This is a genomic window from Ruegeria sp. YTSA075 (genome assembly GCF_059610245.1).
Genome location: NZ_JBXWNG010000001.1, coordinates 27856 through 53856, shown reverse-complemented (window position 1 = coordinate 53856; position 26001 = coordinate 27856). Strand labels below are relative to the sequence as shown.

Here is a 26001-nt window from a genome sequence, read left to right as displayed (position 1 = left end):
GCGGCGTCAATCCGTCAGGCCAGCGGCCTCGCGCGCAAGGGTTTCGACCCCGGACCAATCGCCGTTTTGGACCATCTGCTTGGGTGCAACCCAGCTGCCACCTGCGCAGATTACGTTGGAGAGAGACAGGTAGTCGCGCGCGTTTGAAGGCGATACACCGCCCGTGGGGCAAAAACTGATTTGCGGCAGCGGCGCGCCGATGGCTTTCAGTGCGGAGGCTCCGCCCGAGGCTTCGGCGGGGAAGAATTTCAGCATATCATACCCCTTTTCCAGCAGGGCCATGGCTTCGCTTGCAGTGGCCGCTCCGGGCAGAAGCGGCAGGCCTTCGGCTTCGCAGGCGGCGATCAGGGTATCGGTCGCACCGGGTGAGACACCGAATTGCGCGCCAGCCTCTTTGGCAGCGCGAACATCGTCAGGGGTGACCAGTGTGCCGGCGCCGACGACACCACCGGGCACTTCGGCCATAGCGCGAATTGCATCGAGTGCGGCAGGGGTGCGCAAAGTGACTTCGAGCGCGGGAAGACCGCCTGCAACGAGCGCCTCGGCCAACGGGCGGGCGTGGGCGGCGTCATCCACGACCAGTACCGGAACGATGGGGGCTAGCGCGCAGATCTCGCGGGTGCGTTGGGTTTTGGACATGAGTTAAACTCCGAAAATACTGGCACCAGTGTCGGCGGAGCCGACATTTTGGCGGAACGCACCGAAGAGGTCTCGGCCAACGCCGTGCTGGTTGGAAGACAGATCAGCGGTCGCTGGGCTGCGGTCGAGGACGCCGGGGGTGAGAATTTCCAGCTCTCCCTTTACGGCGTCAACGCGCAACAGATCGCCGTCTTGAAGATAGCCGATGGCGCCACCATCCAGCGCCTCGGGGCAGACATGGATGGCTGCGGGAACCTTGCCCGACGCGCCTGACATACGGCCATCGGTGACCAGAGCGACCTTTTGGCCGCGGCCCTGAAGGATCGATAGCATCGGTGTCAGCGAATGCAGCTCGGGCATACCGTTGGCCTTCGGGCCCTGGAACCGAACAACGACGATAATGTCATCGGTGAACTCTCCGGCCTTGAAGGCGGCTTTGACGTCGTTCTGGTCGTGGAACACACGGACGGGCGCTTCAACCACTTGGTGTTCTGGTGCCACGGCCGAGACCTTCATGACGCCCGTACCCAGATTTCCCGTCAGGCGCGACAGGCCACCGGTAGGCTGGAACGGGTCCTTGGCGGGGCGGACGATCTTTTCATTCAGGCTGTGGCCAGCACCCTCTTCCCAGACCAAGTCGCCGTCTTTCAGCTTGGGTTCCTTGGTGTAGTTGTGCAGCCCCTGCCCCGCAACGGTCAGCGTGTCGGGGTGCAACAGCCCATCGTCAAGCAGCGTGCTGATCGTAAAGCCCAAGCCCCCGGCGGCATGAAAGTGGTTCACATCGGCCAAACCGTTGGGATAGACCCGCGCAACCAGAGGTACCACGGCGGAGATGTCGGAAAAATCCTGCCAATCCAAAACGATACCGCCCGCGCGCGCCATGGCGATCAGGTGGATCAGCAGGTTGGTCGACCCGCCCGTGGCCATCAAGCCAACGATACCATTGACGAAAGCGCGTTCATCAAGGATCTGACAAACCGGCGTGTAGTGATTGCCCAGCGCGCTGAGAGACAGGGAACGGCGTGCGCCTTCCTCGGTCAGGGCATCGCGCAGAGGCGTGTTGGGATTGACGAAGCTGGAACCCGGCAGGTGCAGGCCCATGAACTCCATCAGCATTTGATTGGAATTGGCGGTGCCGTAGAAGGTGCAAGTGCCGGGGCCGTGATAGGCGGCCATCTCAGCCTTCATCAGTTCATCGCGGCCAACTTCTCCGGCGGCGAATTTCTGACGGATATTGGCCTTTTCATCATTGGGCAAACCGCTGGTCATAGGACCTGCGGGCAGGAAGACGGCTGGCAGGTGACCAAAGGCCTGCGCGCCGATGACCAGGCCAGGGACAATCTTGTCACAGACGCCCAGAAACACGGCGGCGTCATAGGTGTTATGACTCAGCGCTACGCCTGTCGCCAAGGCGATCACGTCCCGCGAGAACAGCGAGAGTTCCATCCCGGCTTCGCCCTGGGTGACGCCGTCGCACATGGCGGGCACGCCGCCCGCGACCTGCGCGGTGCCGCCTGCTGCGCGGATCGCATCGCGGATCAGGGCCGGGTAGCGTTCGAACGGCTGGTGCGCGGACAGCATATCGTTGTAGGCCGTGACGATGCCGAGGTTCCCAGCTGTGCCAGTGGCCATCGATTGCTGATCTTCGCCCGCACCAGCATAGGCATGGGCTTGTCCACTGCAGGACAGATGCGCGCGCGCCGGGCCCTTGGATTTGGCCTGTTCCATCCGGTCCAGATGTGGACCGCGCAGATCGGCGCTACGATCGACGATGCGCTTGGTAACGTTGGAGATAACAGTGTTGACCATGATTACCCTCCGATCTGGCGCCAGCGGCGTCCATCGCGATGCATCAGCATCAATGCTTCTTCGGGCCCTGAACTGCCCTGATCGTATTTCGCAGGTTTGTCGCCGCGCTGTTCCCAGCCGTGAATGATGGGATCGACCCAGGCCCAGGCGGCCTCGGCCTCATCCCCGCGCATGAACAAGGTCTGATCCCCACGGATCACGTCCATGATCAGGCGTTCATATGCATCGGGGGACTGACCATCATCGCCCAGCGCGTCGGCAAAGCTCATATCCAGCGCTACGTCTGACAGACGGAAACCGCCCTGCCCCGGTTCCTTAATGGTGGTGCGCAGGGTGATGCCCTCATCCGGTTGCAGGCGGATCACCAGCACGTTGCCGTGCAAAGGACCTACGTTGGGGAAAATCGTATGGGGCGGGTCGCGGAAGAACACGGCGATCTCGGATTCACGCGCCCGCAGGCGTTTGCCCGTGCGCAGGTAGAACGGCACCCCAGCCCAGCGCCAATTGCCGATATGCGCCTTCAGCGCGATATAGCTTTCGGTGCGGCTGGCGGGATTGCCCACGTGATCCAGATATCCATCGCCGCCCTTTTCGGTGCGATATTGACCGCGTGCGATATCCTTGGGCTCGACGGGCTCAAGCGCTTCGATCACTTTGACCTTTTCATCCCGCACCGCGTTGGGTGCGAATTTCGAAGGTGGCTCCATCGCCGTCAGACACAGCAATTGCACCAGGTGGTTCTGGATCATATCCCGCATCGCGCCGGATTGATCATAGTAAGCGCCGCGCCCCTCGACACCAACAGTTTCGGCCACGGTGATCTGGACGTGATCGACATGGGTGGCATTCCAGAGCGGTTCGAACAAAGAGTTGGCAAAGCGCAAGGCCATCAGGTTCTGCACGGTTTCTTTGCCCAGATAGTGGTCGATACGATAGATCTGATGCTCTTCAAAACAGGCGCGCAACCCTTCGTTCAACGCCTTGGCCGAGACCAGATCATGACCAAAGGGTTTTTCCACCACGATCCGGCTGTCTGGTGTGGCCAACCCATGATCGTGCAGACGTTGTGCAATGCCCGAAAACAAGCTGGGGCCTACCGACAGATAGAAAGCGCGCACCGCGTCAGAACGCAGCGTTTTCGCCAAATCAGGCCAACCTGCATCGCCCAGCGCATCCACCGGGACATAGTCGACACGTGACAGGAACCGGTCCAAAATGCCCTTGTCATATTTAGGGGCAAACTCATCCATCGACGCGCGCAGTTGTTTGCGAAACCCTTCACTGTCCATGTCCGAACGCGCCGTACCGATGATACGCGCATTTTCGGGCATCTGACCAACCTCAAATCGGTGATATAGCCCTGGCAGGATCTTGCGCTGCGCCAGATCGCCCGTCGCGCCGAACAGCACTAGGTCGAACGGATCGACTGGAATTACACGTGAGACCATGGCCTGGTTCCTTTTGCATCCACCTATGCCAGCCTATCATGACCCATGCTTTGGGAAGGTGACACTGCCATCATGAGAATGTTATCGCTAACATTTGTGGCCGTAATAAGAAGATAGACCCAAGAAATCAAGTATGGATTTGCGCAAAGCCCCAGGTTTTCCGGCTAGCCCTGGCTGCGCAACCATTCCATCACCGAAGGTCGAACGGATTGTTCGCCCCGGTGGCGCGCATCGGCGATGATCTTGCGCACCTCCTGAAGGTTCGAACGCAACAACAGGCTTTTCACCGGACCAATCGAGGCTGGACGCATCGACAATGTACGAATTCCCATCGCCGCCAGGCACAGGGCTTCAACGGGCCGGCCCGCATCCTCACCGCAGAAACTGAGCGGCGTATCGGAGATATCGCATCGTTCAACCACGCGTTCGATAAAGCTGAGGAAGCTGACATTCAGGGTGTCATACCGCCTGCGCACTAGCTCGTTTTCGCGATCGGCTGCAAAGAAGAACTGTTTCAGGTCGTTCCCACCAATGGAAATGAAATCGACCTCGTCAAAGAACTTCTGCGGAGCAAACCCCAAAGACGGTGTCTCAAGCATCGCACCAACTTCCAGCGTTTCGGGCAGCGCATGACCCAGCCGCTTTTCCCGCTCGATGGTCTTGTTGACCTCCCATCGGGCTTCACGGTACTCATCGGCCTGCGCGACGAAGGGAAACATAACGGTCAGGGGCCGCCCATTCGCGGCACGGATCAGCGCCTGCAACTGCATGCGCATCACGCCGCGCTTGTCCAGACCCACGCGGATCGCGCGCCAGCCAAGGGCCGGGTTCGGTTCGGCCACATGTTTCATATAGGGCAGTACTTTGTCTGACCCGATATCCAGTGTGCGGAACACCACACGTTTGTCGCCTGCTGCATCCAGTACGCGCTGGTACTGTGTCACCAACTCGGACCGCTTCGGCATCTGGTTTCGGATAAGAAACTGAAGCTCGGTGCGGAACAACCCAACCCCTTCGGCCCCCGAGTTATTCAGCGACGGCAGGTCTGCCATCAGGCCCGCGTTCATCACCAGGTTCATCCGCGCGCCGTCCTGCGTCACGCATGGTGTTTCGCGGATCGAAGCATAGCGTTCCTGCGCTTTGGCCTGCATGGCGATCTTGTCGCGGAAGGCGCTGACCACCGTATCCTCGGGGCGCAGGTGCACAACACCTTGGTCGCCATCAACCAGAATATGGTCACCATTCAGCGCCTCGGTCGTGATGCGCCCCACATGGACAACCAATGGGATCGCCAACGCTCGCGCAACGATGGTCGCATGGCTGCCCACAGATCCTTCCTCGAGCACGATCCCTTTCAGCGAGCGGCCATATTCCAGCAAATCACCGGGGCCTATATTGCGCGCAACTAGAATCGGATCAGGTGGCAGGTCTGAACTGTCAGTCTTACCCTGCCCTGTCAGGATTCGCAGCAGGCGGTTGGACAAGTCATCCAGATCGGCCAGACGCTCTCGCAGATACGGATCGGTCACCTGCCCCATACGGGCCCGCGCCTGTGATTGCTCTTTCTCAACCGCCGCTTCAGCGCTCAGGCCCAAAGCGATGTCTTCTTCCATCCGGCGCATCCAGCCTTTGGAATTGGCAAACATCCTGTAGGCTTCCAGTACTTTCAACTGGTCAGAATCCCCGCCCTGGGAAATCTCCAGCATCTTGTCGACGCCAACGCGCAGTTCTTCGACCGCCTCGATCAGCCGCTCCCGCTCGCGATGTGGATCATCGGCAATCGGGTTGGTGACAACAACGCGCGGCTCATGCAACCAGACATGCCCTTCGGCCGATCCTTCCTGTGCCGGTCCGCCCCGCAGCAGCACGGATTGCTGGTGCAACGGCGAGAGTGCAGCCCCTTCACCGACGAACGCGCCCAGTTCGGCCATTTCAGCCAACACCATGGCGACGACTTCCAGCGCATAGACCTCATCGGCGGAAAACTCGCGCGCCTCACGCGACTGAACGACCAGAACGCCCAGCTTCTGGCCTAGTCGTTGAACGGGCACACCCAGGAAAGACGAGTACCGTTCCTCGCCGGTTTCCGGCATATAGCGGAACCCCTTGGCCGAGGGCGCGTCAGCCGTGTTGACCACTTTGCTGTACTTGGCCACACGGCCAACCAACCCTTCGCCCATGCGCATGCGGGTTTTGTGAACCGCCTCCGGGGACAGCCCCTCAGACGCACACAGCTCCAGCGTTTCTTCATCACGGAACAGATAGATCGAGCAGACCTCGCACCGAATGCTATCCGCGATCAGATGAGTGATCCGGTCAAGCCTTTCCTGACCGGCGGCCTCGCTCGCCATTTCTTCGCGCAGCCGCCCCAGCAGCTTGCGGGATTCTGTTTCGGTGCCGTCTGCCATGGCCCAACCAATTTAGTGTGTCAGGCGAGATCCTTGGCTGATGTGCTCAGGCCGCCTTGTCCAGTTCAAAGGCATCATGCAGTGCCTGAACAGCAAGTTCCATGTATTTCCGATCCACCAGAACGGAAATTTTTATCTCAGAGGTTGTAATGACCTTAATGTTGATCCCCTCATCCGAGAGTATCTTGAACATTTTGGCCGCAACACCGGACTGAGAGCGCATCCCAATTCCAACCACCGAGACCTTGCAGACGTCATTATCAGCAACCAGTTCGGCATAGTTCAGATCTCCCGCATCCTTGATCGCCAGCAGCGCTTTTTCAGCGCGCGCCACCTGATCGGTTGGGCATGAGAATGTCATGTCCGTGCGCCCTTCGTCCGAAATATTCTGTACGATCATGTCGACATTGACGCCCTCATCACTGAGCGCGGTAAAGATGATCGACGCGATCCCCGGGCGGTCAGCCACCGACACCACAGTCATCTTGGCTTCGTCGCGGGAATAGGCCACACCGGCCACAACATTGGATTCCATGATATCCTCCTCGTCGCAGACCAGCGTGCCTGCATTGTCGGATTGTTCTTCGAAACTGGACAGCACCCGCAGGCGCACCTTATAGCGCATCGCCAACTCGACCGAGCGGGTCTGCAGAACCTTTGCGCCAAGAGAGGCCAGTTCGAGCATTTCCTCGAACGAGATTTTCTCAAGCTTGCGCGCCTTCTCACAGATACGCGGGTCCGTCGTGTAAACCCCATCCACATCCGTGTAGATGTCACAGCGCTCAGCCTCGAAAGCGGCGGCAAACGCCACGGCAGTTGTGTCTGACCCACCCCGGCCCAGCGTTGTGATACGCCCTTCAGGGCTCAGGCCCTGGAACCCGGCCACAACGGCCACTTTCATGCCCTCACCAAACTTCTGGTTGAGGTTGTCAGTCGGGATCTCCTCGATCCGCGCTGAGGAATGGGCGCCATTGGTCAGCAACGGCACCTGCCAGCCTTGCCAGCTGCGTGCCGGGATATCCATTTCCTGCAGCGTCAATGCCATCAGGCCTGCCGTCACATTCTCACCCGAAGACACCACCGCGTCATATTCTCGCGCATCGAACAAGGGAGAGGTTTCGTTGACCCAGCCCACCAGTTCATTCGTTTTACCGGACATGGCCGAAACAATGACGATCACGTCATATCCCTTGGCCACCTCAACGCCCACGCGCTTTGCCACGCGGCGGATGCGATCAAGATTGGCAACCGATGTGCCACCGAATTTCATCACGAGTACGGGCATGAGGCCAACTGTCTCCGTGCCTTGGGCTGTTAGTTCCGTGCCTCATATGCGAGGGGGGGATCAAGGGCAAGGCCGCAATCAGGCTTTGCCTGCGACGCAGAGCCGCTTTACAATCCGCGGGTACAATGTCAGCCTGCCCTTCGCAATCATTCCAAGAGGTTACTCATGCTCCGCTTTGCCGCCGCCTTCGCCGTTCTGTGCTCTCCCGCCTTGGCGCAGGATGCAAGCGTGGCCGGAACCGATGGTCAGAACGCTTTGGGCACTGTCCCGTGCGCGGCCAATGCCGGTGACCCGCTGCAAAGCTGCAATGCAGAACTTCGCCGCCGCGATGATGGCAGCGCCACCCTGGCAGTGGCCTTGGGCAATGGCGAGGTGCGCAACATCTATTTCACCGATGGCGTACCGGATTCCAGTAGTTCGCCTTCGAAACTCAGCTATGAAACACGCGGTGATCTGTTGATCATCTTCATCGAACCCGGAGAGGTTTACGAGCTTCCCAAGGCGGCACTGAGCGCTCAGTAAGCGTGCGGCTGGCCGTCATAAGTTTCAAAGCAGCCGGTATTGTCCAATGAGAGCGCGCCAAAGCGTTTGATGAGGCCCGAAACGGCCTGATCCACATGAATATCCGCTGACGATCCGCCCATATCCGTCTGCACCCAGCCCGGATGGTAAATCCCGACGGCTACCCCGTCGGCCTTCAGATCCGTTGCCAGATTGCGCCCCAGATTCAGCGCTGCCGCCTTCGACGCGCGATAGATGTAGCTGCCGCCCGGCGCACGGGTATGTGACGCCATTTGCGAGGAGAGAATGGCGATCCTTCCGCCAGCGGCCCGTATGTTCGGCAGCAAAGCTTGAACGGTCAGGAACACCCCGGTGACATTCGTCGCAAAACTCTGCGCCCACATGTCAGCCGGATAGCCCTCAAGGCCCTGCCCCTTGTCAAGATAGACGCCAGCGTTGCAGATCAACAGGTCCAGAGGCTGCCCCTGTAGCTGCTGCGCCATGGCCTGATGATGCGCGGTGTCCGAGACATCCAGCAGTATCTCTGCACTGTTGTCTCGGGCCGTGCCGGTGACACTATGCCCGTCGGCGCGATACCGATCTGCCAGGGCCTTGCCGATACCACGATTAGCCCCGGTGATCAGAACATGCATGGGTCAATTCGTCTTTCTGCTGGGCATAAAGGGCAATGGTGCAACGGGCACGCCATCTTCTATCAGCGCTTTCGCCTCATCAGGCTTTGCCTCACCATAGATCGACCGTTCGGGTGCCTCGCCCAAATGAATCTTCCGGGCCTCGCTGGCAAAATCTTTACCGACATAGTCCGAGTTCTCCTCAACCTTACGGCGCAGCTCGGCCAGAGCTTTCTCAATTTCAGGTGCGGGAGTCGCCACGCTGATCTCATTGGAACTGGCGGGCGGCGATGCCTCGGGTTTTGGCGCGGCCTTGCGCGCGGGGCGTACCCGAGGTGTCATGATCGCTTTTTCCACCTGCGAACATCCGCAGACCGCACAGGTCACAAGGCCAGCAGCTGCCAGCTTGTCAAATGCTTCGGCTGACTGGAACCAACTGTCGAATGTGTGGCCTTCGACGCATTTCAACGCGTATTGAATCATTTTTCACCCAAAAAAGCGATGGCCGAATAGATACCGACCAGCAAGGCAATATCAAGCCCTACGTAAGGCGTATCAATGCAGGCGCGACTTAAAGGCACGCAAAATGGTGGCAAGTTCGGGCGAGGCCACCTTGGATGCCGCTTTCTTAAGAGAGCACCATTGCCGCTTGCGCTGCCCTTTTTCCGGAAACTCCTGGGCCACGGTTCTCACGTATAGCGGGTAAACATCGACCATACACAGAACCGGCCCCTTTCTGGGTCGCATCTTTATGAAAGGGAACTGTCCCAGCGATTGGTCACCGCATTTTCCGACGACACCTGCCTCTTCCCAGGCTTCCCGCGCCGCGGCTTCGGATGCTGTCAGTCCAGGCATCAACCAACCTTTGGGGATGATCCAACGCCGGGTCTGTCGTGTTGTTATCAAAAGAACTTCGGGTTGGCCGCGCTCTATCCGATAACACAAAGCGGATACCTGCGGCAAAATCGCAAGCTTTTCCGTACCATGCCATAAATCGGATGAAAGTCCGGCGTCTATCACGACATCCCTTTCACAAGAGGTTCAAGCCTGTCTGCGAAGCCGCTATTCTTATCTTATTTTGCGGCCCTAGTGACCTTTGATACCACATCATGCGGTTCAAGCCAAGGTTCCCGGTGCCAAGCTACATCCTAGATGACAGCATCCGAACCAGCTGGTCGTGCGGAATATCAGCGTCAATCGCCAGCCGACGCAGACCAAAATGTACATGTGCGATCTGCTGATAGTAGCGGGTATAGATATAGTTGGTTCCACCACCAGCCAATGCTCCTAGAACCGGCACAGACTGCGCGGCAAGTTTTTGCCCCAGAACGATCGATAGCCGCGGCGCAACCGCTGCGATCAGGCGCTGCATGGCTGGTCCGGTCAGCGTCAGTCGAACGGAAAAGAACCCCAAATCAGCCCCATCATCATATGACAATGGGCCTGCTGCCGACAAAACACGAACGCAATCGAATTTGACGTTTTCCTCAGCCGGGTCAAAGCCTTCGCGCGCGGCCGCTCCCTGGATGGAACGCAACAACATCGCCGTGGTTGCTGGCAGTTCGACCAATGACGTCGACAAGCCACCAATGCCACCGGCCGCGCCCATTGCGGTGGTAACTGCTGTATTCACCCAAGGTGCTTGATCCGGAACAGCACGCCTTGACCCTTGCGCAGCCCGAATGGCCAACCAAAGTGCGCTCTCGGTTGCTCCGGTTAGACCCTGGCGTACGGGATCAGGCAGTTGGTCGATCAGGGATTCAGCCGACCCACCCAGTGCATTCAGCAGTCGAACCCCGGCACCGCCCGCGGTTCTATAATGCTGCGCCAAGCGGTCCAACTCTGCCTCGGCATCTATGTCTTCAACAAGAACCACGTCCTGCATCTGATCCCTCCGTTCTTTGAACAGATCGGGGTTTGCAGTCAGAGTTTCAATAGGTCAGCGTGTCCATCTTGTGACGAAACCCGCCACATTATCCCATCCGTCAGGGCTCAAATCCAACCCCAGAATACGATCCGGATTCGTTGGAGGCGGCATCTCGACACCTCTCAACCGGGCGAAGCCGAACCGGGAATAGTACGGTTCATCGCCCACCAGCATGACGCGCTGCCATCCCAGATCGCGCCCGGCCTCGAGACCGGCGTGGATTAGAAACCCACCCAAACCTTCGCCTTGGCGCGTCGGGTGCACGGCGACCGGCCCCAATAACAGCGCATCGTCTGTGCCGATATGGACCGGCCAGAACCTGATAGCACCCGCCAGAATGCCCTGCCCATCGCGCGCGATCAGAGACAGCCCGGAAACAGGCGGAACATCGTCGCGCAAGCGATAGGAAGACAGTGCCTCCCGACCTGGCGCAAAGCACAGGTCATAAAGGGCTTCAACCTCCCACCAATCGTCCGGCTCTTCCGGCCTGATCCCGAATTGCTGCACGCCTGCCCTCTTTTCCTTGCTGGCATTCGCCCTAGCACTTCGATACGCCTTGGGCAAACGCTTGGAGATCAGATGTTCTATCGCCCCGAAGACGGCCACGGACTGCCGCATAATCCTTTCAACGCCATCGTCACCCCGCGCCCGATCGGGTGGATTTCAACGCGCAGTGCTGATGGTATCAACAATCTGGCCCCTTATTCCTTCTTCAACGCCGTCGCCTATACCCCGCCGCAGGTTATGTTCGCCTCAACGGCGTCTAAGCCGGATCAGGATGGTACCAAAGACAGCGTTGCCAATATCGAAGCAACCGGTGTGTTCTGCGTGAACATTGTGGCTCAGGCCCATCAGGATGCCATGAACGCAAGCTCTGCCGCACTACCGAAAGACACGGATGAGTTTCACCATGCGGGCCTCACGCCGGAAGAATGCGAAACCATCCCCTGTGCGCGGGTCGCCAATGTCCCCGCGGCGCTTGAATGCAAACTGACCCAGATCGTCACCCTGCCAGGCGAAGCAAACCGAGTTGTTTTCGGCGAGGTTATCGGCGTGCATTTGCGCGATGACTGTATGAAGGATGGCAAGTTCGACGTGACCTCGTTTCAACCCCTGGCACGACTTGGATACCGCGACTATTCCGTGGTATCCGAGGTGTTCAGCCTATCTAGGCCCGATGAATAATGCCCCTGCCCCACGCCTCACGCCGATACCCGGTGACCCTGCCCAATGGAACCGAACATCCGGGGACTGTGTTCCTGAACCAGGCTATCGATCATCCTTGCATTGTTGCAGGTGACTACAGCTATGCCTCGGATTTCGACGCGCCAACGGATTGGGCCGCCCGCCTGGCTCCGTTTCTATTTCCGTTTTCGCGCGAACGACTCGTGATCGGAAAATTCTGTCAAATCGCCCATGGCACCCGCTTCATAACGTCATCTGCCAACCATGCGATGGATGGGGTGACGTGCTATCCCTTCCCGGTTTTTGATCCAGAGAAGCTGTTGGAGTATCAGCCAGACACGCGAGACACCGTAATCGGCAATGATGTCTGGATCGGTTACGGTGCCCTGATCCTGCCGGGTGCGAGGATCGGGGACGGGGCAATCATCGGTGCCGGATCGGTGGTGCGCGGGACGATCCCGCCATATGGCATCGCAACGGGTAACCCTGCCGAGGTTCGGAAGTTCAGGTTTCCGTCCGACATCATCGAGCGGCTGCTTGCCTTGGAGTGGTGGAATTGGCCCGCCGAGCAGATCGCGCGTGCCGAAGATGCGCTAGTATCAGGCGATGTTGATGCGTTGGAACGTATCGCGCGTTAAGAAAAAGGCGGCCACAATGGCCGCCTTTTTGGATCAGTGCCCGCCCAGAATTCCGGTTCGGACAGAGTAATCCACGGCCAGACCATAGTCCGGGTCATCGTCGCTATCGACCATCAGGTGACCCGCCTTATTGAGCAGCCTGTGGCAGTCGCGGCTGAGATGGCGCAGCATGACGCGTTTGCCGGCAGCTTCGTACTTGCCAGCGATGTTTTCGATGGCCTGCAGAGCGGATTGATCCACCACCCGGCTCTCGGCGAAATCCACAACCACGATATCGGGGTCGTTTGACACATCGAACAGTTCAACGAAACCGTCAGATGATCCGAAAAACAACGGGCCTTGGATTTCATAAACCTTGGCCCCTTTTTCAGTCTCCGAGTCGCGGGTAACAGCATGGATGCGCTTTGCGTTGTTCCAGGCATAGGCCAGCGCCGAGACGATCACGCCGACAACGACCGCAACCGCAAGGTCTTCCATTACCGTCACAACCGTGACCAGCACGATGACAAAGGCATCCGTCAACGGCACCTTTCGCATGATCTTGAATGAGTTCCAGGCGAAGGTGCCAATCACCACCATGAACATCACGCCAACCAGCGCAGCCAGCGGGATTTGTTCGATCAGCGGCGAGGCAAATAGAATAAAGATCAGCAGGAACAAAGCCGCCGCGATCCCGGCAATCCGCGTACGACCGCCGGATTTCACGTTGATCATCGATTGCCCTATCATCGCGCAGCCGCCCATGCCGCCGAAAAAGCCAGTTACGATATTTGATGCGCCCTGGGCGATACACTCCTGCGAGGCCCCGCCGCGTTTGCCCGTGATCTCGCCCACAAGGTTCAGGGTCAGCAGGGATTCGATCAGACCGATGGCCGCCAGAATGACCGCATAGGGCAGGATGATCTCAAAGGTTTCCCAGTTCAGCGGAACCATCGGAATGTGAAAGGCAGGCAGACCGCCCTCAATTGACGCCAGATCGCCAACGCGCGGAACATCCAGACCGAAACCGATCACAAGCGCCGCAACAACCAGGATGCCTGCCAGAGGCGCGGGGATGATGCGCGTGACACGCGGCATCGCCCAGATCACCGCCATGGTCAGCGCCACAAGACCCAGCATGGTATAAAGCTGCATCCCCGACAGCCATTCACCGCCGCTCATCCCGTGGCCGGTGTTTTCCATGGTGCCGGGTACTTTGAACTGGCCCATCTGGGCCAGAAAGATCACAATCGCCAGACCGTTCACAAAGCCCAGCATCACCGGATGCGGCACAAGGCGAATGAAGCGGCCCCAGTGCATGGCACCAGCGATGACCTGCAAGATGCCCATCAGAACAACGGTCGCGAACAGATACTCGACCCCATGCTGCGCGACCAAGGCCACCATGACGACAGCCAAAGCCCCCGTTGCACCCGAGATCATACCGGGGCGACCACCGATCAGGGCGGTGATCAGGCCAACCAAAAAGGCCGCGTAGAGGCCGACCAGTGGGTGAACTCCCGCAACAAAGGCAAAGGCCACCGCTTCGGGAACCAGAGCCAGCGCAACGGTCAGACCTGACAACAGCTCGATCCGCAGGCGCGAGACGGTCAACCCCTCATCCGGTACCCAACGCAGATCAGGTTTGGCTATACGGTTGGCAAAGCTTGCCAGCATGGCTCGGGGCATGGGACGGTCCTGTGGATCATTATGTTCGCGCGAAAGGGGCCTTCTACCGGTTAAGGTCCGGTTGAGATACCACATCAGCGGGAATCCGATATGCGCTTGACGCATAGCTAGGTAAGGTTTGCTCGATGTCGCACACAAACGGTTGACTGCACTTGCCAATTCGCCCGCCGCCCCGCAGAAATCGGGTATCAGATTTTCGCAGCGGAGGCCAAACGTGACCCAAACCAAAATCGCCGTCATCGGGGGATCAGGCATTTATGACATCGATGGGCTGGAAAACGCAGAATGGGTATCGGTTGACACCCCATGGGGCGCCCCATCGGATCAGATCCTGACCGGGTCGCTGGACGGCGTCGAGATGGCCTTTCTGCCTCGTCACGGACGTGGGCACGTGCATTCGCCAACCGAGGTGCCCTATCGTGCGAATATTGACGCACTGAAGCGTCTAAAGGTGACTGATGTCATCTCGGTCTCGGCCTGCGGATCGTTTCGTGAGCAGATGGCGCCCGGTGACTTCGTGATCGTTGATCAGTTCATTGACCGGACGTTTGCGCGCGAGAAAAGCTTCTTTGGCACAGGTTGCGTGGCGCATGTGAGCGTTGCCCACCCGACGTGCCCAAGGCTCAGCGATGCGTGTGAGGCCGCCGGTAAGTCCGCAGGCATCACCATCCACCGCGGCGGTACCTATCTGGCGATGGAGGGGCCACAGTTCTCAACACTTGCCGAATCCAAGATGTATCGCGAACAATGGGGTTGTGATGTGATCGGCATGACCAATATGCCTGAAGCGAAATTAGCTCGTGAGGCCGAGCTCTGCTATGCCTCAATTGCGATGGTTACGGACTATGACAGTTGGCATCCTGACCATGGCGAGGTCGATGTGACGGCCATCATCGCAACCCTAACCGGAAATGCCGAAAAAGGCCGCGCTTTGGTCAAAGGCCTGCCCGCTTTGTTAGGGGCTGGGCGTGCGCCCTGCCCGCATGGCTGCGACAGGGCGCTGGAATATGCGATCCTGACAGCGCCAGAGAAGCGTGATCCTGCCTTGCTGTTCAAGCTGGATGCGGTGGCAGGCCGGGTTCTATGACCCTGGCCCTGCCACCTGTCTCACGTTAGTTCGACGCCATTGCGGTCAGCAAGTCCTTCTCGCGGATCACGTTCAGGAAGTCACGAACCCGCACATCCATTGTTTGCCCATAACTGTCCGGGCATTTTGGGTTTGGATCGAGACGCGCCTCGGGGTTCACTCCGCGGCAATGGGAGAGTTGCGAGAAGTCCCCAACCGAAATCCCATCAGAACGGAACTTTACTCCAATCGTGACACGCTGGATGCGCTCACGCCCCGGAACAAGGGCCTGCTCGTGTGAGAGCAGTTGAGTTTCGATCAATGAGTTCGTCACGATGCACACTTTGGCTCTGGCCATCAGCGCACGGGCCAGTTCGCAGGCACAGCTATCCTCGGTATGCGGCATCACGTCATCTCTTTCGAGGCGAGATACAGTACCGGTAAACCGAATGCGTTGACTGCCTTCAAACTCCTGCAAATCAGGTTCAATCTCGTCGCCAGAAAAGCGAGCGTGCGTACGTTCGACCAGTTTGACAAACCCAGGCAACGTTTCTTTCAGCCCGTTAACGTATTCACTGTTTTTGTAATAAGTATTCTTATCCCCCGTTGAGATATTCATCTGACATAACCGCGTCATTCGCTGCCCATCCGCAGAAACACGAACAAGGTCTCCTGCTTCAAACGGGGCTGCGGTTAGCTGTACATTCATTCCGTGATATTTGATCACATCGCCCTTGTGCACATCAGACAGTATGAAGAATACAAACCAACCGGCAACAAACAGGCACGCAATCAAGACAAACACGGACAATCGAGCCGCAAGTCTGCGTGTCATCAGATCACCTATGAACTCGGGCAGCAAAAACCGCTGCCGCAAGCATATTTACCCTCACCGCAGGAAGCGAAAGAAACGGTTGGAACAAAGGTTAACACTGCGCAAATCAGCGCCTTAGAGAACAATTTCATATTAATTCCTTTCTTAAAAACAGAGCAATATTATCACATTCGCGCCCAAAAATCGAATCCGAGGGCGCTATTGTCCTGGTGCGATCTTGAATACAGGCCCTGAGCGCATGCATCTTTGCCCCTAACCAGCGACAACAACTGTGAGAAACGACCATGTCCCTCGACCTTTGGCTGGCTTTCGTTGCCGCATCCACCGCCCTGCTTTTGATCCCAGGACCGACCGTTCTGCTTGTGCTCAGCTATGCTTTGTCCAAAGGCCGCAGCGTGGCAGTGGCTTCGGCCACCGGGGTGGCTTTGGGCGATTTGATTGCCATGACCGCCTCGCTATTGGGCTTGGGCGCTTTGGTGCTGGCGTCGGCCACGCTCTTTTCCATTCTGAAGTGGATCGGCGCAGCCTATCTGGTTTGGCTTGGGATCAAGCTGCTGCGCAGCGCACCGTCCGCCGGGTTGGCCCCTGCGGAAACTGGCCGCGATGTGACCGCGCGCAGCGTTTTTGGGCACGCTGCCGCTGTCACGGCCCTGAACCCGAAATCCATCGCATTCTTCATTGCTTTTGTCCCGCAATTCATACGCCCCACAGACCCGCTGAGCCCGCAATTCGCTATTCTGATCGCCACATTTGTCGGGCTCGCCGCACTGAATGCGCTGGCCTATGCGTTGCTGGCAGATCGGTTGCGGATGATGGTTGGACGCGCAGGAGTGATCACCGCTTTGACGCGTTTCGGTGGGGTCTCGTTGATCGGAATGGGGCTGGCGACCGCTGTCCTGCGCCGCCCAGCCTAGGCTAGTCTTCGGCGTTTTCTTTCATGAAACCGCGAATGAAGCGGCGAATTTCGCGTGCGGCCGAAGTGTCCAGCTCTTTGCACAGTTCAACAAACGCATCGCGTTCATCCTTATCCAGACGCAACACTAATTGACTGTTTTTCTTAACAGAACCTTTACCGTCTTTCTTCGCCACGCGTCTTATTCCCGTCAAAACCTTGATTCTCTGTGCGATGCAATGTATATACACAGCATAGAGGTTGTAGATATCGTGCACCTAACAACAAAAAAAGGAATATGGCAATGAACCTTCAAACCGCCCAGGCATTTCTTTTGAGAGATCAGCGCAATTGGCGCAAACCACACCTGTCGTGGCTACCGGCTTCATTGTACCGCTACTACAGCCTGCCAAACGCCATTTCCAAAAGCCGCAAATAGGCACAATCACGCAGTCTTATCTTGCATGGTCGGCCCCGATAGGCCAAACACCGCCGGGTGTTTTGTCGCCAAAGGGTTGCCTCATGTCCAGAACCAAAACGGTCAAAGATTACATCCGGACCATTGTCGATTTCCCACATGAAGGGATCATGTTCCGCGATGTGACAACGCTGTTTGCCGACCCACGTGGCTTTCGCATGGCCATCGACCAAATGCTGCACCCTTATGCAGGTGAACGCATTGATAAAGTCGTCGGTCTTGAAGCACGCGGATTCATTCTGGGCGGCGCGATTGCGCATCAGCTGAGCGTTGGCTTTGTGCCCATTCGCAAAAAGGGCAAGCTGCCCGGCACCACAATCAGTCAGGACTACAAGCTGGAATATGGCGAGGCCATCGTAGAGATTCACGATGACGCCATCCAACCGGGTGAAAAAATCCTAGTGGTCGACGATCTGCTGGCCACCGGCGGCACCGCTGCTGCCGGGATCAAGTTGATCGAACGGTTGGGAGGCGAGATCGTCTCATGCTCGTTCATTATCGATCTGCCCGAACTTGGCGGCCGAAAAGTGCTGGAAGAGATGGGCATGGATGTACATGTCCTGTGCGAATTCGACGGGCTCTGACCCGAAAGAAATCACATATTTTTGAGTGGAAATCTGAAAGGGCGCGGGCTTAGCCCGGACAAGGCTGTTTTCAAGCCAATTCTTTGCGCGTTTGCTTTGATCTGTTTCCATTGATGACCGTATTCCGTGTGATGCTACTGAGAGCATCCCAACTTAGGGAGACTACGTCATGTTCCGCAAATTCGCCGCCGCAAGTGTTGCAACAATCCTTTTCAGCACCTCGGCCATGGCCGATGGTCACGGCAAAGACATCGTGGACACCGCTGTCGCCGCTGGCGGCTTTGAAACACTCGTTGCCGCTGTGCAAGCCGCCGAACTGGTCGATACGCTGAAAGGCGAAGGCCCGTTCACAGTGTTTGCCCCAACAGATGAGGCCTTTGCAGCCCTGCCCGAGGGCACGGTTGCTGACCTGCTGAAGCCAGAAAACAAAGACCAACTGGTGGCAGTTCTGACCTATCACGTTGTTCCAGGCAAAGTGATGTCTGGCGATCTGTCTGACGACATGACTGCAGCCACCGTTCAAGGCGGCGACATCACCATCGATCTGGATTCGGGCGTTATGGTCAATGACGCAAATGTGGTTCAGGCCGACATTGAAACGTCAAACGGCGTCATCCATGTCATCGACAAGGTGATCCTGCCGGAGTCGTAAGCAATTACGGATCACGGCCCGGTCTTATCTGGGCCGTGATCACATCTTTAGAACCGCGCCCGGGTTCATGATCCCTTTAGGATCTAAGGCGGCCTTGATCGCGCGCATGGTGGACAGTTTGGTTGGGTCGGAAAACCGTTCCAGATCATCTGTCTTCAAACGCCCGATCCCATGTTCTGCACTCACCGAGCCCTCAAAAGCATGGACAAGCTCGTGTACGGCCTGTTTGACCACCACGCGATCGTCTTCAAAGTCCGACCGGCTTTGCCCTTTGGGTGGAAAAACATTGTAGTGCAGATTGCCATCCCCCAGATGACCAAAACAATTGATACGGAACGGTCCCAATGCGCTGATGATCTCGGCCCCGTGCTGAATGAACTCAGGGATTGCCGAGATCGGCACAGAAATGTCGTGGCTGGACACCGACCCAATCAGGCGATTGGCTTCGGGAATACGTTCACGAACGGCCCAAAGTTCCAGGCGCTGCGTTTCGCTTTGCGCCACCACCCCGCCATTGACCAGGCCGCTTGCGTTTGCGGTACTGAACAGAGCCTCCAGCACCTCAACGGGATCCTGCCCCTTTGGCAACCCCAATTCGATCAAAACCGACCAATCCGGTGTGGTTTCAAAGGGTTGACGCACATCCGGCAAAACCTCAGCCAGAAAGTCAAACCCCTGCCGATGGATCAGCTCGAATGTGCTGACCGTCTCGCCCACCTGATCCCTCGCAACGGCGAGCAGGTCAATCGCAGCCGCAGGGGAGGCCACCTGAAACATCGCCGTCCCAGTTGCCGCAGGTTGCGGATACAGCTTCAGTGACGCCGCCGTAATAATCCCCAACGTTCCTTCGGACCCAATCAGAAGGTTGCGCAGATCGTAACCCGTGTTGTCCTTTCGTAATCGGCTGAGACCATGCCAGATCTCCCCATTTGGTAGCACGGCCTCAAGACCGAGACAAAGATCGCGGGCGTTCCCATAGCGCAGCACATTGACGCCACCGGCGTTGGTCGCAAGGTTGCCACCAATCCGGCAAGAGCCCTGCGCGGCCAGCGACAAGGGAAACAACCGATCTACCGCCTCAGCCGCGGCTTGAGCATCCGACAGAATGGCGCCTGCTTCGACGATCATGACGTTTTCTGTGGGATAGACATCTCGGATCGCGGTCATGCGTTCCAGTGACACCAACAGCGGCGCTGGACCATCGCTCATCACCTGCCCACCAACCAAACCTGTGCCTCCACCATACGGCAGAACGGCAACCGCCTCGTCAGACGCCAAGCGGATAAGCGCAGATACCTCTTCAACCGTGCGCGGCAACGCCAGCAGCCCCGCCTGCCCGGCAAAACGACCGCGCGGCTCTTCCAGATACCGTTCTGAGATCGGGCGCAGCACATCAATGCCCACAGAGGCCCGGATCAGGTCAGCAATTCTGTCATCAGCAGGGTTCAGGGTCATAACTCTTACTTGCCCAACGTGCGCTGCACCCACAAGCCTTATTCCAGGTCAATCAGATATTCCGGTTCAAGCACCACAACGGTTGGCCGATCCGGCAACGAGCGCAGTGAGACGGTGATCTCTGAGACGCCCTCGCGTACAACCGGGAATTCACCCCGGATATCCACCAGGAACCGATCCAGCGAGAAACCGGAAAACCAATGCATCGGGATAATGACCGAGCTTTCCAACCGCTTCAGAACCGTGATCATATCCGGCAAAGGCATGGTCGTGCCCCCATCCACAGCTGCCATGACCACATCCAGCCGCCCAAGGGCCGCGAATTGCGCGTCTGATGGCACATGATGCAGATGCCCCAAATGGCCGATGCACAGGCCCTCAACTTCGAACACAAAGATCGAATTCCCCCGCTCCTCAACCCCGCCATAGGCAGACCGAATATCGGTAGAAACATTCCGCACCAGCATTTCACCCAAATCAAGGTGATGATCAATGCCTTCACCAAACTCACCCCATCCCGGCAAGACATGTGGGATTGCAGGGTCCGGGTTTGCGGTCCAATGTGTACTATGCGCGTGGTTCATCGTGACAACGTCCGGAATCAGATCGGCGCTCCCAATGAAACCCGTGAAATCTGTGACAGCATTCAAGCCGCCCCGCGTTTGAATCAAAAACGACGCATGCGCCACATAGCTGATCCGCACCGAATACACCGGCACAGGATCCTGCCAGGCGGCCTTGTGAACAAACGCGATCCCAGGTGCGGCATCCGCTATGGCGATGCAGTGGCTCGGCCGCCGCTCCTGCGCAAACGCCCCACCTGAAGCCACCATCAATGCTGCAACCAACCAGCGCATGACCTAACTGTAGCGCAGAACGCCACCAAGTCATGCGTTTTCGCTGAGCCGTCTAATCCACGCGAAACACCACCGGTCTCACGCAACCGATCGCCTGCTTCATCTGGCCAAAAATATCCCGGGGGAGTCGCGGCCCGCCGCGATGGGGGCAGAGCCCCCTATCCCGCGTCGGTCTTGCCGCGCCGGTCCGAACGTAAGCTGGCATACAAAACATGCGTCCGCCACCGTCCATCAATCTGCAAATACGATTGCGCAACGCCTTCGTATTTGAATCCGGAACTTTCCAGCAACCCCCGAGAGGCCGCGTTTTCGGGCAAGCAAGCCGCCTCGATCCGGCTCAGATCCAGCCGTGTGAAGGCGTGATGCACAATCGCGCCAATCGCTTCGCGCATATACCCGTTGCGGGCAAAGGCCTGGCCGGTCCAATACCCAAGTGTTCCTGCCTGAGCCGGGCCGCGCCGGATATTGTCCAGCGTGATCGCTCCGATCAGCACGTCATCTTCGCGCCGAAACAGAAACAGCGGAATCGCAGTTCCACTGGCGACAGAACGTTGAGCCCAATAGACCCGGTTGGTAAAGGACTTGCGGCTCAGGTGATCCTTAGCCCAAATCGGCTCCCATGGCGTCAGATAGTCTTTCGATGCCCGGCGCAGCGCGGTCCAGGCGCTGAAATCGGAATGCACGGGCGGTCGCAAGCTCAGCCGCTCGGTTTCGAGTTTCAGCTTGCGTCTGCCCAACAGCATCACGCCGCACGCCTCTCCTGCAGATCAGACAAAGAGGGCGCGCCCGAGACCGGACCATACAGCGCCAGAGCCGCTGGCGCATGTGCCGCCATTTGCTCAGCAAAAAGCCGCACATCCTCGGTGCCGACGGCATCGATCTTTGCAACGGTATCCTCAAGCGAGGGCACCCGGCCCCAAATCTGAACCAACCGCGCCAGACGCTCGGCCCGGTTCGAGGGGCTTTCCAGACCCATCAGCATCCCGGCTTTCATCTGCGCGCGCGCTCTGGCGACCTCTTCAGCACTCATATCCTCTGCCGCGCGCTTCATCTCGTCGATGGTGATGGTTGCCAACTCTCCCACCTGGTCCGCCGAAGTACCGGCATAGATCGTCGTCGTACCAGTATCCGCATATGCCCCGGTCTGGGCAAAAATCGTGTAACACAGCCCGCGCGTTTCCCGCACCTCCTGGAACAGGCGCGAGGACATGCCCCCGCCCAGGGCGGTCGAATAAATCTGCGCCGTATAGATCGCGTCATCGCGATAGCCGGGGCTTTCCAGCGCCAGCGCAAAATGCGCCTGCTCCAGATCTTTTTCCTGCCGCGCCTCACCGCCGGTAAACCGGGCTGCCTCTGGGATCAAACCTCTTCGTGGTTGCAGATGACCAAACATTTCTGCGGCCAGTTTCATCAGCAGATCGTGATCCACCGCACCCGCCGCAGATAGGATCATCTGTTCCGGCCCGTAATGCTCGGCCACAAAACCCGATAGGTCCTCGCGCGAAAACGCGCTGACACGTTCCGTCGGGCCAAGGATCGTCCGACCAAGCGGCTGATTGTGATAGCTCTGCTCTTGCAGCCAGTCAAAAATCACATCGTCGGGCGTGTCATAGGCCTGCCCGATCTCTTGCAGGATAACGCCACGTTCAACCTCGATCTCACGCGGATCAAACACCGGGTTCAGAACGATGTCACCGATCACATCAATCGCCAGCGCCACATCATCCTTCAGAACACGCGCGTAATAGGCCGTCACCTCGCGCGAGGTATAGGCGTTGATATACCCGCCCACATCCTCAATCGCCTCAGCGATTTGTAGCGCGGAACGACGCTCGGTTCCCTTGAACGCCATATGTTCAAGGAAATGCGCAATCCCGTTCTGCTCAATCCGCTCATGCCGCCCGCCGGCGGTCACCCAGATGCCGATGGCCGCCGATTGCAGCCCCGGCATATGTTCACTGACGATACGAAAGCCGTTCTTCAGCTGATCTTGTCTGACAGTCACTCAGCGATATGCCCTTTGATATGATCCTCAAGGGCCCCCAGATCATTGGCAATCCGGGTCACCCGTTCTGGACGTTCATACAGATCAGACATGCGGGATGGAAGAGGCGGATGTTCCCCGCTCGCCTTCTCGACCGCCGCGGGGAATTTCGCGGGGTGGGCCGTGGCTAAGGTAATCATCGGCACATCCGCAGCACGATGTTCCTCTGCAACCTTGATACCCACAGCAGTGTGTGGACAGACCAGTTCGGAGCTGTGAGCTAACGTATTTTTGATCGTCTCCAGCGTTTCGTCCTCGGACACACGGCCCGAATCGAAGCTCTCGCGCAGTGCTTCCATCGCGCCCTGGCTAACGTTGAAACCACCGGTCTTCAGTTCGTCCATCAACTGCGCTATGGCGCCGCCATCCTCGCCATAGGCATAATAAAGCGCACGTTCAAAGTTCGAGCTGACCTGAATATCCATCGACGGGCTGATCGAGGGGATGGTAGCGCCCTTGAAATACCCCTCACCCGACAGGCAGCGGTGCAGGATGTCATTCTGGTTGGTCGCCACTACCAGACGGTCGATGGGCAGGCCCATGCGCTTGGCCAGATAGCCCGCGAAGATGTCGCCGAAATTGCCGGTGGGCACGGTAAAACTGACCTTGCGACGCGGTGCGCCCAGGCTGACAGCTGCCGAGAAATAATAGACGATCTGCGCCAATACCCGCGCAAAGTTGATCGAATTCACGCCAGCCAGTTTCACGCCATCGCGAAAATCGAAATCGTTGAACATATCCTTCAACGCGGCCTGACAATCGTCAAAATCGCCATCCACGGCCAACGCATGAACATTGCTGTCCGAAGGCGTGGTCATCTGCCGGCGCTGCACCTCGGACACGCGCCCATGGGGGAACAAGATAAAGACATCCACGGCGTCCAACCCCCGGAACGCCTCAATCGCAGCCGAGCCAGTATCCCCACTGGTCGCGCCCACAATGGTCACTCGTTCCCCGCGCCGGTTCAACGCAACCTGGAACAGCTGCCCGATCAGCTGCATGGCGAAATCCTTGAAAGCCAGCGTGGGCCCATGGAAAAGTTCCAGCAGGAAATGATTCTCGTTCAGCTGTTTCAACGGCGCACGGGCATCGTGGCCAAAGCCCTGATAGGCACGGGCGATGATCGCCTTGAACTCATCTTCGCCAAACGAACCGTTGACATAAGGCCACATCACGCGAAAGGCGATCTCTTCATAGGGTTGCCCGGCAAGCGCTGCGATCTCATCCTGCGACATCACCGGAATCTCGGCAGGCAGGTACAGGCCACCATCCCGGGCCAGCCCGGTCAGCATCGCCTCTTCAAAGGTCAGTTCGGGCGCCTGCCCACGGGTCGAGATATATTTCATGGCTCGTCACTTTCAGAATTGGCACGGCTGCGCCACAGGAAGTACCCGGTCATCGCGGCCCAGACCAGCGCCAGACCAAACCAGGTGATTGCGTATTGCAGATGATCGTTCGGGATGCCCGCCGTATCGACCGGCAGCGGTGTTACATTCGGGTCGGTTTGCGACCGCGCGATCAGCATCACCGGCTCGGCGCCCAACGCGGCGGCCAAAGCGGGCACATCGCGTGCAAACCAGATGTTTTCTTCGATATCCGGTTCAGGCGTATAGCTGTCGATCTCGTCGGGCCAGTGCAGATTGCCTGTCACCTCCATCGGACCCGTCAGACGCTCGGCCTGCTTGGCAGTCGTCGGCACAAAGCCGCGATCCACCAGAACGGTGCGGTCCCCAGTGCGGAAGGATTGGACAATGCGGTACCCTGCCCCAACTTGCTTGACCGAAACCAGAACGTGAATTTCGCCGGGCTCCATTTCTCCAGAAACCGAGACCGGCAGGTATTTGTGTTCGCCTTCGGAAATCTGCGACGGCAGGCCAATCGGGGCGGCAGAGAGGCGCGCTTCGATCACGGACAAAACACGCTCTTTCCACGCCAGACGCTGCACCTGCCAAATGCCCAGCGACACCAGCACGCCCAACCCGGCGAGACCGAAGATCAGCAGAAACAAAGTGCGGCGCATATCAGACTATCGCTCGTTGCAGGAACCGGCGTCTTGTTACGGGGCGCGTGCACCGAAATGCAACCACGCAATTGTATGGGGCGCAATCTTGCGCCCCGAATAGAGAAAAAGCCGCCCCAAAGGGCGGCTTTTGCAATTGAACAGCCTCACCGGCATTACATCAGCGGGGCCTGACCCCAGATGTAGACGGCGAAGAAGAGGAACAGCCAGACGACGTCCACGAAGTGCCAGTACCAGGCCGCAGCCTCGAACCCGACATGCTTTTCAGGTGTAAAATCACCCTTGAGCGCCCGGATCAGACAGACCGACAGGAAGATGGTTCCGATGATCACGTGGAAACCGTGGAAACCGGTCGCCATGAAGAAGTTCGAATAGAATTGGTCGCCACCGAACTTCCAGTCTTCATGCGCCAGCAGTTCATAGTATTCAAACGCCTGCAACGCGGTAAAGGCGATGCCCAGAACAATACCGATGGCGAGACCATTGATCAGCGCCTTGCGGTCATTGTCATGCACCAGCGCGTGGTGCGCCCAGGTGATCGCACACCCCGACAGCAACAGGACCAGAGTGTTGATCAGCGGCAGGTGGAACGGGTCAACGGCGTGAATATCCGGCTGGATGTACTCGGTTCCTGCATAGTCATACATCGGGTACATGCGATGTTTGAAGAACGACCAGAACCAGGCAAAGAAGAACATCACCTCGGACATCACGAACAGGATGAAACCATAGCGCAGGCCGATGCGCACAACTGGGGTGTGATCGCCCTGACGGCTTTCGACCACCACTTCGGACCACCAGGCAAACATGGTGTAAAGAACGGCTACAAGGCCAGCCCAGAACATCCACGGGGTTACCCCGTGCATCCACAATACGGCTCCGAACAGCATCACAAACCCACCAATCGCGCCGACAAGCGGCCAGATCGAGGGGTTTAGAATGTGGTAGTCATGGTCTTTTGCGTGTGCCATCAGTGTC

The 26001-nt window shown here is 58.1% G+C and carries 27 protein-coding genes; 7 read left to right on the top strand and 20 right to left on the bottom strand.

From position 1 onward, the window contains the following. Positions 1 to 6: 6 nt before the first annotated feature. The 5 genes from AC2FGE_RS00265 to AC2FGE_RS00245 form a co-directional block, all read right to left on the bottom strand. Positions 7 to 639: a bifunctional 4-hydroxy-2-oxoglutarate aldolase/2-dehydro-3-deoxy-phosphogluconate aldolase gene (locus AC2FGE_RS00265; RefSeq protein ID WP_496817221.1), complete on the bottom strand. Its 633-nt coding sequence runs from the start codon at positions 637 to 639 to the stop codon at positions 7 to 9. A gap of 3 nt (positions 640 to 642) precedes the next feature. Further along, positions 643 to 2448, bottom strand: a complete 1806-nt coding sequence (edd, locus tag AC2FGE_RS00260; protein ID WP_496817220.1) for a phosphogluconate dehydratase — start codon at positions 2446 to 2448, stop codon at positions 643 to 645. 2 nt (positions 2449 to 2450) lie between these two features. Next, entirely contained in the window at positions 2451 to 3896 is a 1446-nt protein-coding gene (zwf, locus tag AC2FGE_RS00255; protein ID WP_496817219.1) for a glucose-6-phosphate dehydrogenase, read from the bottom strand. A gap of 164 nt (positions 3897 to 4060) precedes the next feature. Continuing rightward, positions 4061 to 6304, bottom strand: a complete 2244-nt coding sequence (gene ptsP, locus AC2FGE_RS00250; protein WP_496817218.1) for a phosphoenolpyruvate--protein phosphotransferase — start codon at positions 6302 to 6304, stop codon at positions 4061 to 4063. Positions 6305 to 6350: 46 nt separating this feature from the next. Then, entirely contained in the window at positions 6351 to 7589 is a 1239-nt protein-coding gene (locus AC2FGE_RS00245) for an aspartate kinase (protein ID WP_496817217.1), read from the bottom strand. 165 nt (positions 7590 to 7754) lie between these two features. On the opposite strand from AC2FGE_RS00245, the gene AC2FGE_RS00240 reads away from it, so the two are divergent. Further along, the gene (locus AC2FGE_RS00240; RefSeq protein WP_496817216.1) at positions 7755 to 8111 is read left to right on the top strand and encodes a hypothetical protein; all 357 of its coding nucleotides are present in this window, start codon (positions 7755 to 7757) and stop codon (positions 8109 to 8111) included. Here AC2FGE_RS00240 and AC2FGE_RS00235 read toward each other — a convergent pair. The 5 genes from AC2FGE_RS00235 to AC2FGE_RS00215 all read right to left on the bottom strand — a co-directional run bounded on the left by AC2FGE_RS00235 (position 8105) and on the right by AC2FGE_RS00215 (position 11156). Beyond that, positions 8105 to 8743, bottom strand: a complete 639-nt coding sequence (locus AC2FGE_RS00235) for an SDR family NAD(P)-dependent oxidoreductase (protein WP_496817215.1) — start codon at positions 8741 to 8743, stop codon at positions 8105 to 8107. The two genes, AC2FGE_RS00240 and AC2FGE_RS00235, sit on opposite strands and share 7 nt — an antisense overlap. A 3-nt stretch (positions 8744 to 8746) precedes the next feature. Then, on the bottom strand, positions 8747 to 9205 hold the full coding sequence (locus AC2FGE_RS00230) for a DUF1178 family protein (protein WP_496817214.1): 459 nt from the start codon (positions 9203 to 9205) through the stop codon (positions 8747 to 8749). Between the two features lie 72 nt (positions 9206 to 9277). Then, positions 9278 to 9742 carry an NUDIX hydrolase gene (locus AC2FGE_RS00225; protein ID WP_496817213.1) on the bottom strand — a complete coding sequence of 155 codons (465 nt, stop codon included), beginning with the start codon at positions 9740 to 9742 and terminating at the stop codon, positions 9278 to 9280. Positions 9743 to 9863: 121 nt separating this feature from the next. Further along, complete coding sequence (locus tag AC2FGE_RS00220) at positions 9864 to 10607, bottom strand: EcsC family protein (RefSeq protein ID WP_496817212.1); 744 nt, start codon at positions 10605 to 10607, stop codon at positions 9864 to 9866. 54 nt (positions 10608 to 10661) lie between these two features. After that, the gene (locus AC2FGE_RS00215; RefSeq protein WP_496817211.1) at positions 10662 to 11156 is read right to left on the bottom strand and encodes a GNAT family N-acetyltransferase; all 495 of its coding nucleotides are present in this window, start codon (positions 11154 to 11156) and stop codon (positions 10662 to 10664) included. A 72-nt stretch (positions 11157 to 11228) separates the two neighbouring features. On the opposite strand from AC2FGE_RS00215, the gene AC2FGE_RS00210 reads away from it, so the two are divergent. Together AC2FGE_RS00210 and AC2FGE_RS00205 are read left to right on the top strand one after the other, a co-directional pair. After that, entirely contained in the window at positions 11229 to 11834 is a 606-nt protein-coding gene (locus AC2FGE_RS00210; protein ID WP_496817210.1) for a flavin reductase family protein, read from the top strand. Then, positions 11834 to 12472 carry a CatB-related O-acetyltransferase gene (locus AC2FGE_RS00205; protein ID WP_496817209.1) on the top strand — a complete coding sequence of 213 codons (639 nt, stop codon included), beginning with the start codon at positions 11834 to 11836 and terminating at the stop codon, positions 12470 to 12472. Before AC2FGE_RS00210 ends, AC2FGE_RS00205 begins: the two co-directional genes overlap by 1 nt. 33 nt (positions 12473 to 12505) lie before the next feature. Here AC2FGE_RS00205 and AC2FGE_RS00200 read toward each other — a convergent pair whose 3' ends face one another. Then, on the bottom strand, positions 12506 to 14140 hold the full coding sequence (locus AC2FGE_RS00200; protein WP_496817208.1) for a SulP family inorganic anion transporter: 1635 nt from the start codon (positions 14138 to 14140) through the stop codon (positions 12506 to 12508). Positions 14141 to 14354: 214 nt separating this feature from the next. Between AC2FGE_RS00200 and AC2FGE_RS00195 the strand changes: the two genes are divergently transcribed. Then, positions 14355 to 15227, top strand: a complete 873-nt coding sequence (locus tag AC2FGE_RS00195) for an S-methyl-5'-thioadenosine phosphorylase (protein WP_496817207.1) — start codon at positions 14355 to 14357, stop codon at positions 15225 to 15227. 25 nt (positions 15228 to 15252) lie between these two features. On the opposite strand, the gene AC2FGE_RS00190 is transcribed toward AC2FGE_RS00195, so the two are convergent. Continuing rightward, complete coding sequence (locus tag AC2FGE_RS00190; protein WP_496817206.1) at positions 15253 to 16041, bottom strand: hypothetical protein; 789 nt, start codon at positions 16039 to 16041, stop codon at positions 15253 to 15255. 284 nt (positions 16042 to 16325) lie between these two features. On the opposite strand from AC2FGE_RS00190, the gene AC2FGE_RS00185 reads away from it, so the two are divergent. Beyond that, on the top strand, positions 16326 to 16955 hold the full coding sequence (locus AC2FGE_RS00185) for a LysE family translocator (RefSeq protein WP_496817205.1): 630 nt from the start codon (positions 16326 to 16328) through the stop codon (positions 16953 to 16955). A gap of 1 nt (position 16956) precedes the next feature. Here the strand turns inward: AC2FGE_RS00185 and AC2FGE_RS00180 are convergent, their stop codons facing one another. Beyond that, positions 16957 to 17130: a hypothetical protein gene (locus tag AC2FGE_RS00180; RefSeq protein WP_496817204.1), complete on the bottom strand. Its 174-nt coding sequence runs from the start codon at positions 17128 to 17130 to the stop codon at positions 16957 to 16959. Between the two features lie 325 nt (positions 17131 to 17455). On the opposite strand from AC2FGE_RS00180, the gene AC2FGE_RS00175 reads away from it, so the two are divergent. Next, positions 17456 to 17995 carry an adenine phosphoribosyltransferase gene (locus tag AC2FGE_RS00175; protein WP_496817203.1) on the top strand — a complete coding sequence of 180 codons (540 nt, stop codon included), beginning with the start codon at positions 17456 to 17458 and terminating at the stop codon, positions 17993 to 17995. A gap of 169 nt (positions 17996 to 18164) precedes the next feature. Further along, entirely contained in the window at positions 18165 to 18647 is a 483-nt protein-coding gene (locus AC2FGE_RS00170) for a fasciclin domain-containing protein (RefSeq protein ID WP_496817202.1), read from the top strand. 39 nt (positions 18648 to 18686) lie between these two features. Here AC2FGE_RS00170 and AC2FGE_RS00165 read toward each other — a convergent pair whose 3' ends face one another. The 7 genes from AC2FGE_RS00165 to AC2FGE_RS00135 all read right to left on the bottom strand — a co-directional run bounded on the left by AC2FGE_RS00165 (position 18687) and on the right by AC2FGE_RS00135 (position 25994). After that, complete coding sequence (locus AC2FGE_RS00165) at positions 18687 to 20102, bottom strand: FAD-binding oxidoreductase (RefSeq protein WP_496817201.1); 1416 nt, start codon at positions 20100 to 20102, stop codon at positions 18687 to 18689. Between the two features lie 38 nt (positions 20103 to 20140). Continuing rightward, positions 20141 to 20959: an MBL fold metallo-hydrolase gene (locus AC2FGE_RS00160; RefSeq protein WP_496817200.1), complete on the bottom strand. Its 819-nt coding sequence runs from the start codon at positions 20957 to 20959 to the stop codon at positions 20141 to 20143. Positions 20960 to 21117: 158 nt separating this feature from the next. Then, on the bottom strand, positions 21118 to 21702 hold the full coding sequence (locus AC2FGE_RS00155; RefSeq protein ID WP_496817199.1) for a GNAT family N-acetyltransferase: 585 nt from the start codon (positions 21700 to 21702) through the stop codon (positions 21118 to 21120). Beyond that, on the bottom strand, positions 21702 to 22964 hold the full coding sequence (locus tag AC2FGE_RS00150) for a M16 family metallopeptidase (RefSeq protein WP_496817198.1): 1263 nt from the start codon (positions 22962 to 22964) through the stop codon (positions 21702 to 21704). The genes AC2FGE_RS00155 and AC2FGE_RS00150 overlap by 1 nt, the downstream gene beginning before the upstream one ends. After that, positions 22961 to 24349 carry a threonine synthase gene (thrC, locus tag AC2FGE_RS00145; RefSeq protein WP_496817197.1) on the bottom strand — a complete coding sequence of 463 codons (1389 nt, stop codon included), beginning with the start codon at positions 24347 to 24349 and terminating at the stop codon, positions 22961 to 22963. The genes AC2FGE_RS00150 and thrC overlap by 4 nt, the downstream gene beginning before the upstream one ends. Then, a complete protein-coding gene (locus AC2FGE_RS00140; RefSeq protein WP_496817196.1) occupies positions 24346 to 25023 on the bottom strand; it encodes an SURF1 family protein in 678 nt (225 codons plus the stop codon). The genes thrC and AC2FGE_RS00140 overlap by 4 nt, the downstream gene beginning before the upstream one ends. Before the next feature lie 155 nt (positions 25024 to 25178). Next, positions 25179 to 25994 carry a cytochrome c oxidase subunit 3 gene (locus AC2FGE_RS00135; RefSeq protein WP_496817195.1) on the bottom strand — a complete coding sequence of 272 codons (816 nt, stop codon included), beginning with the start codon at positions 25992 to 25994 and terminating at the stop codon, positions 25179 to 25181. Positions 25995 to 26001 lie beyond the last annotated feature (7 nt).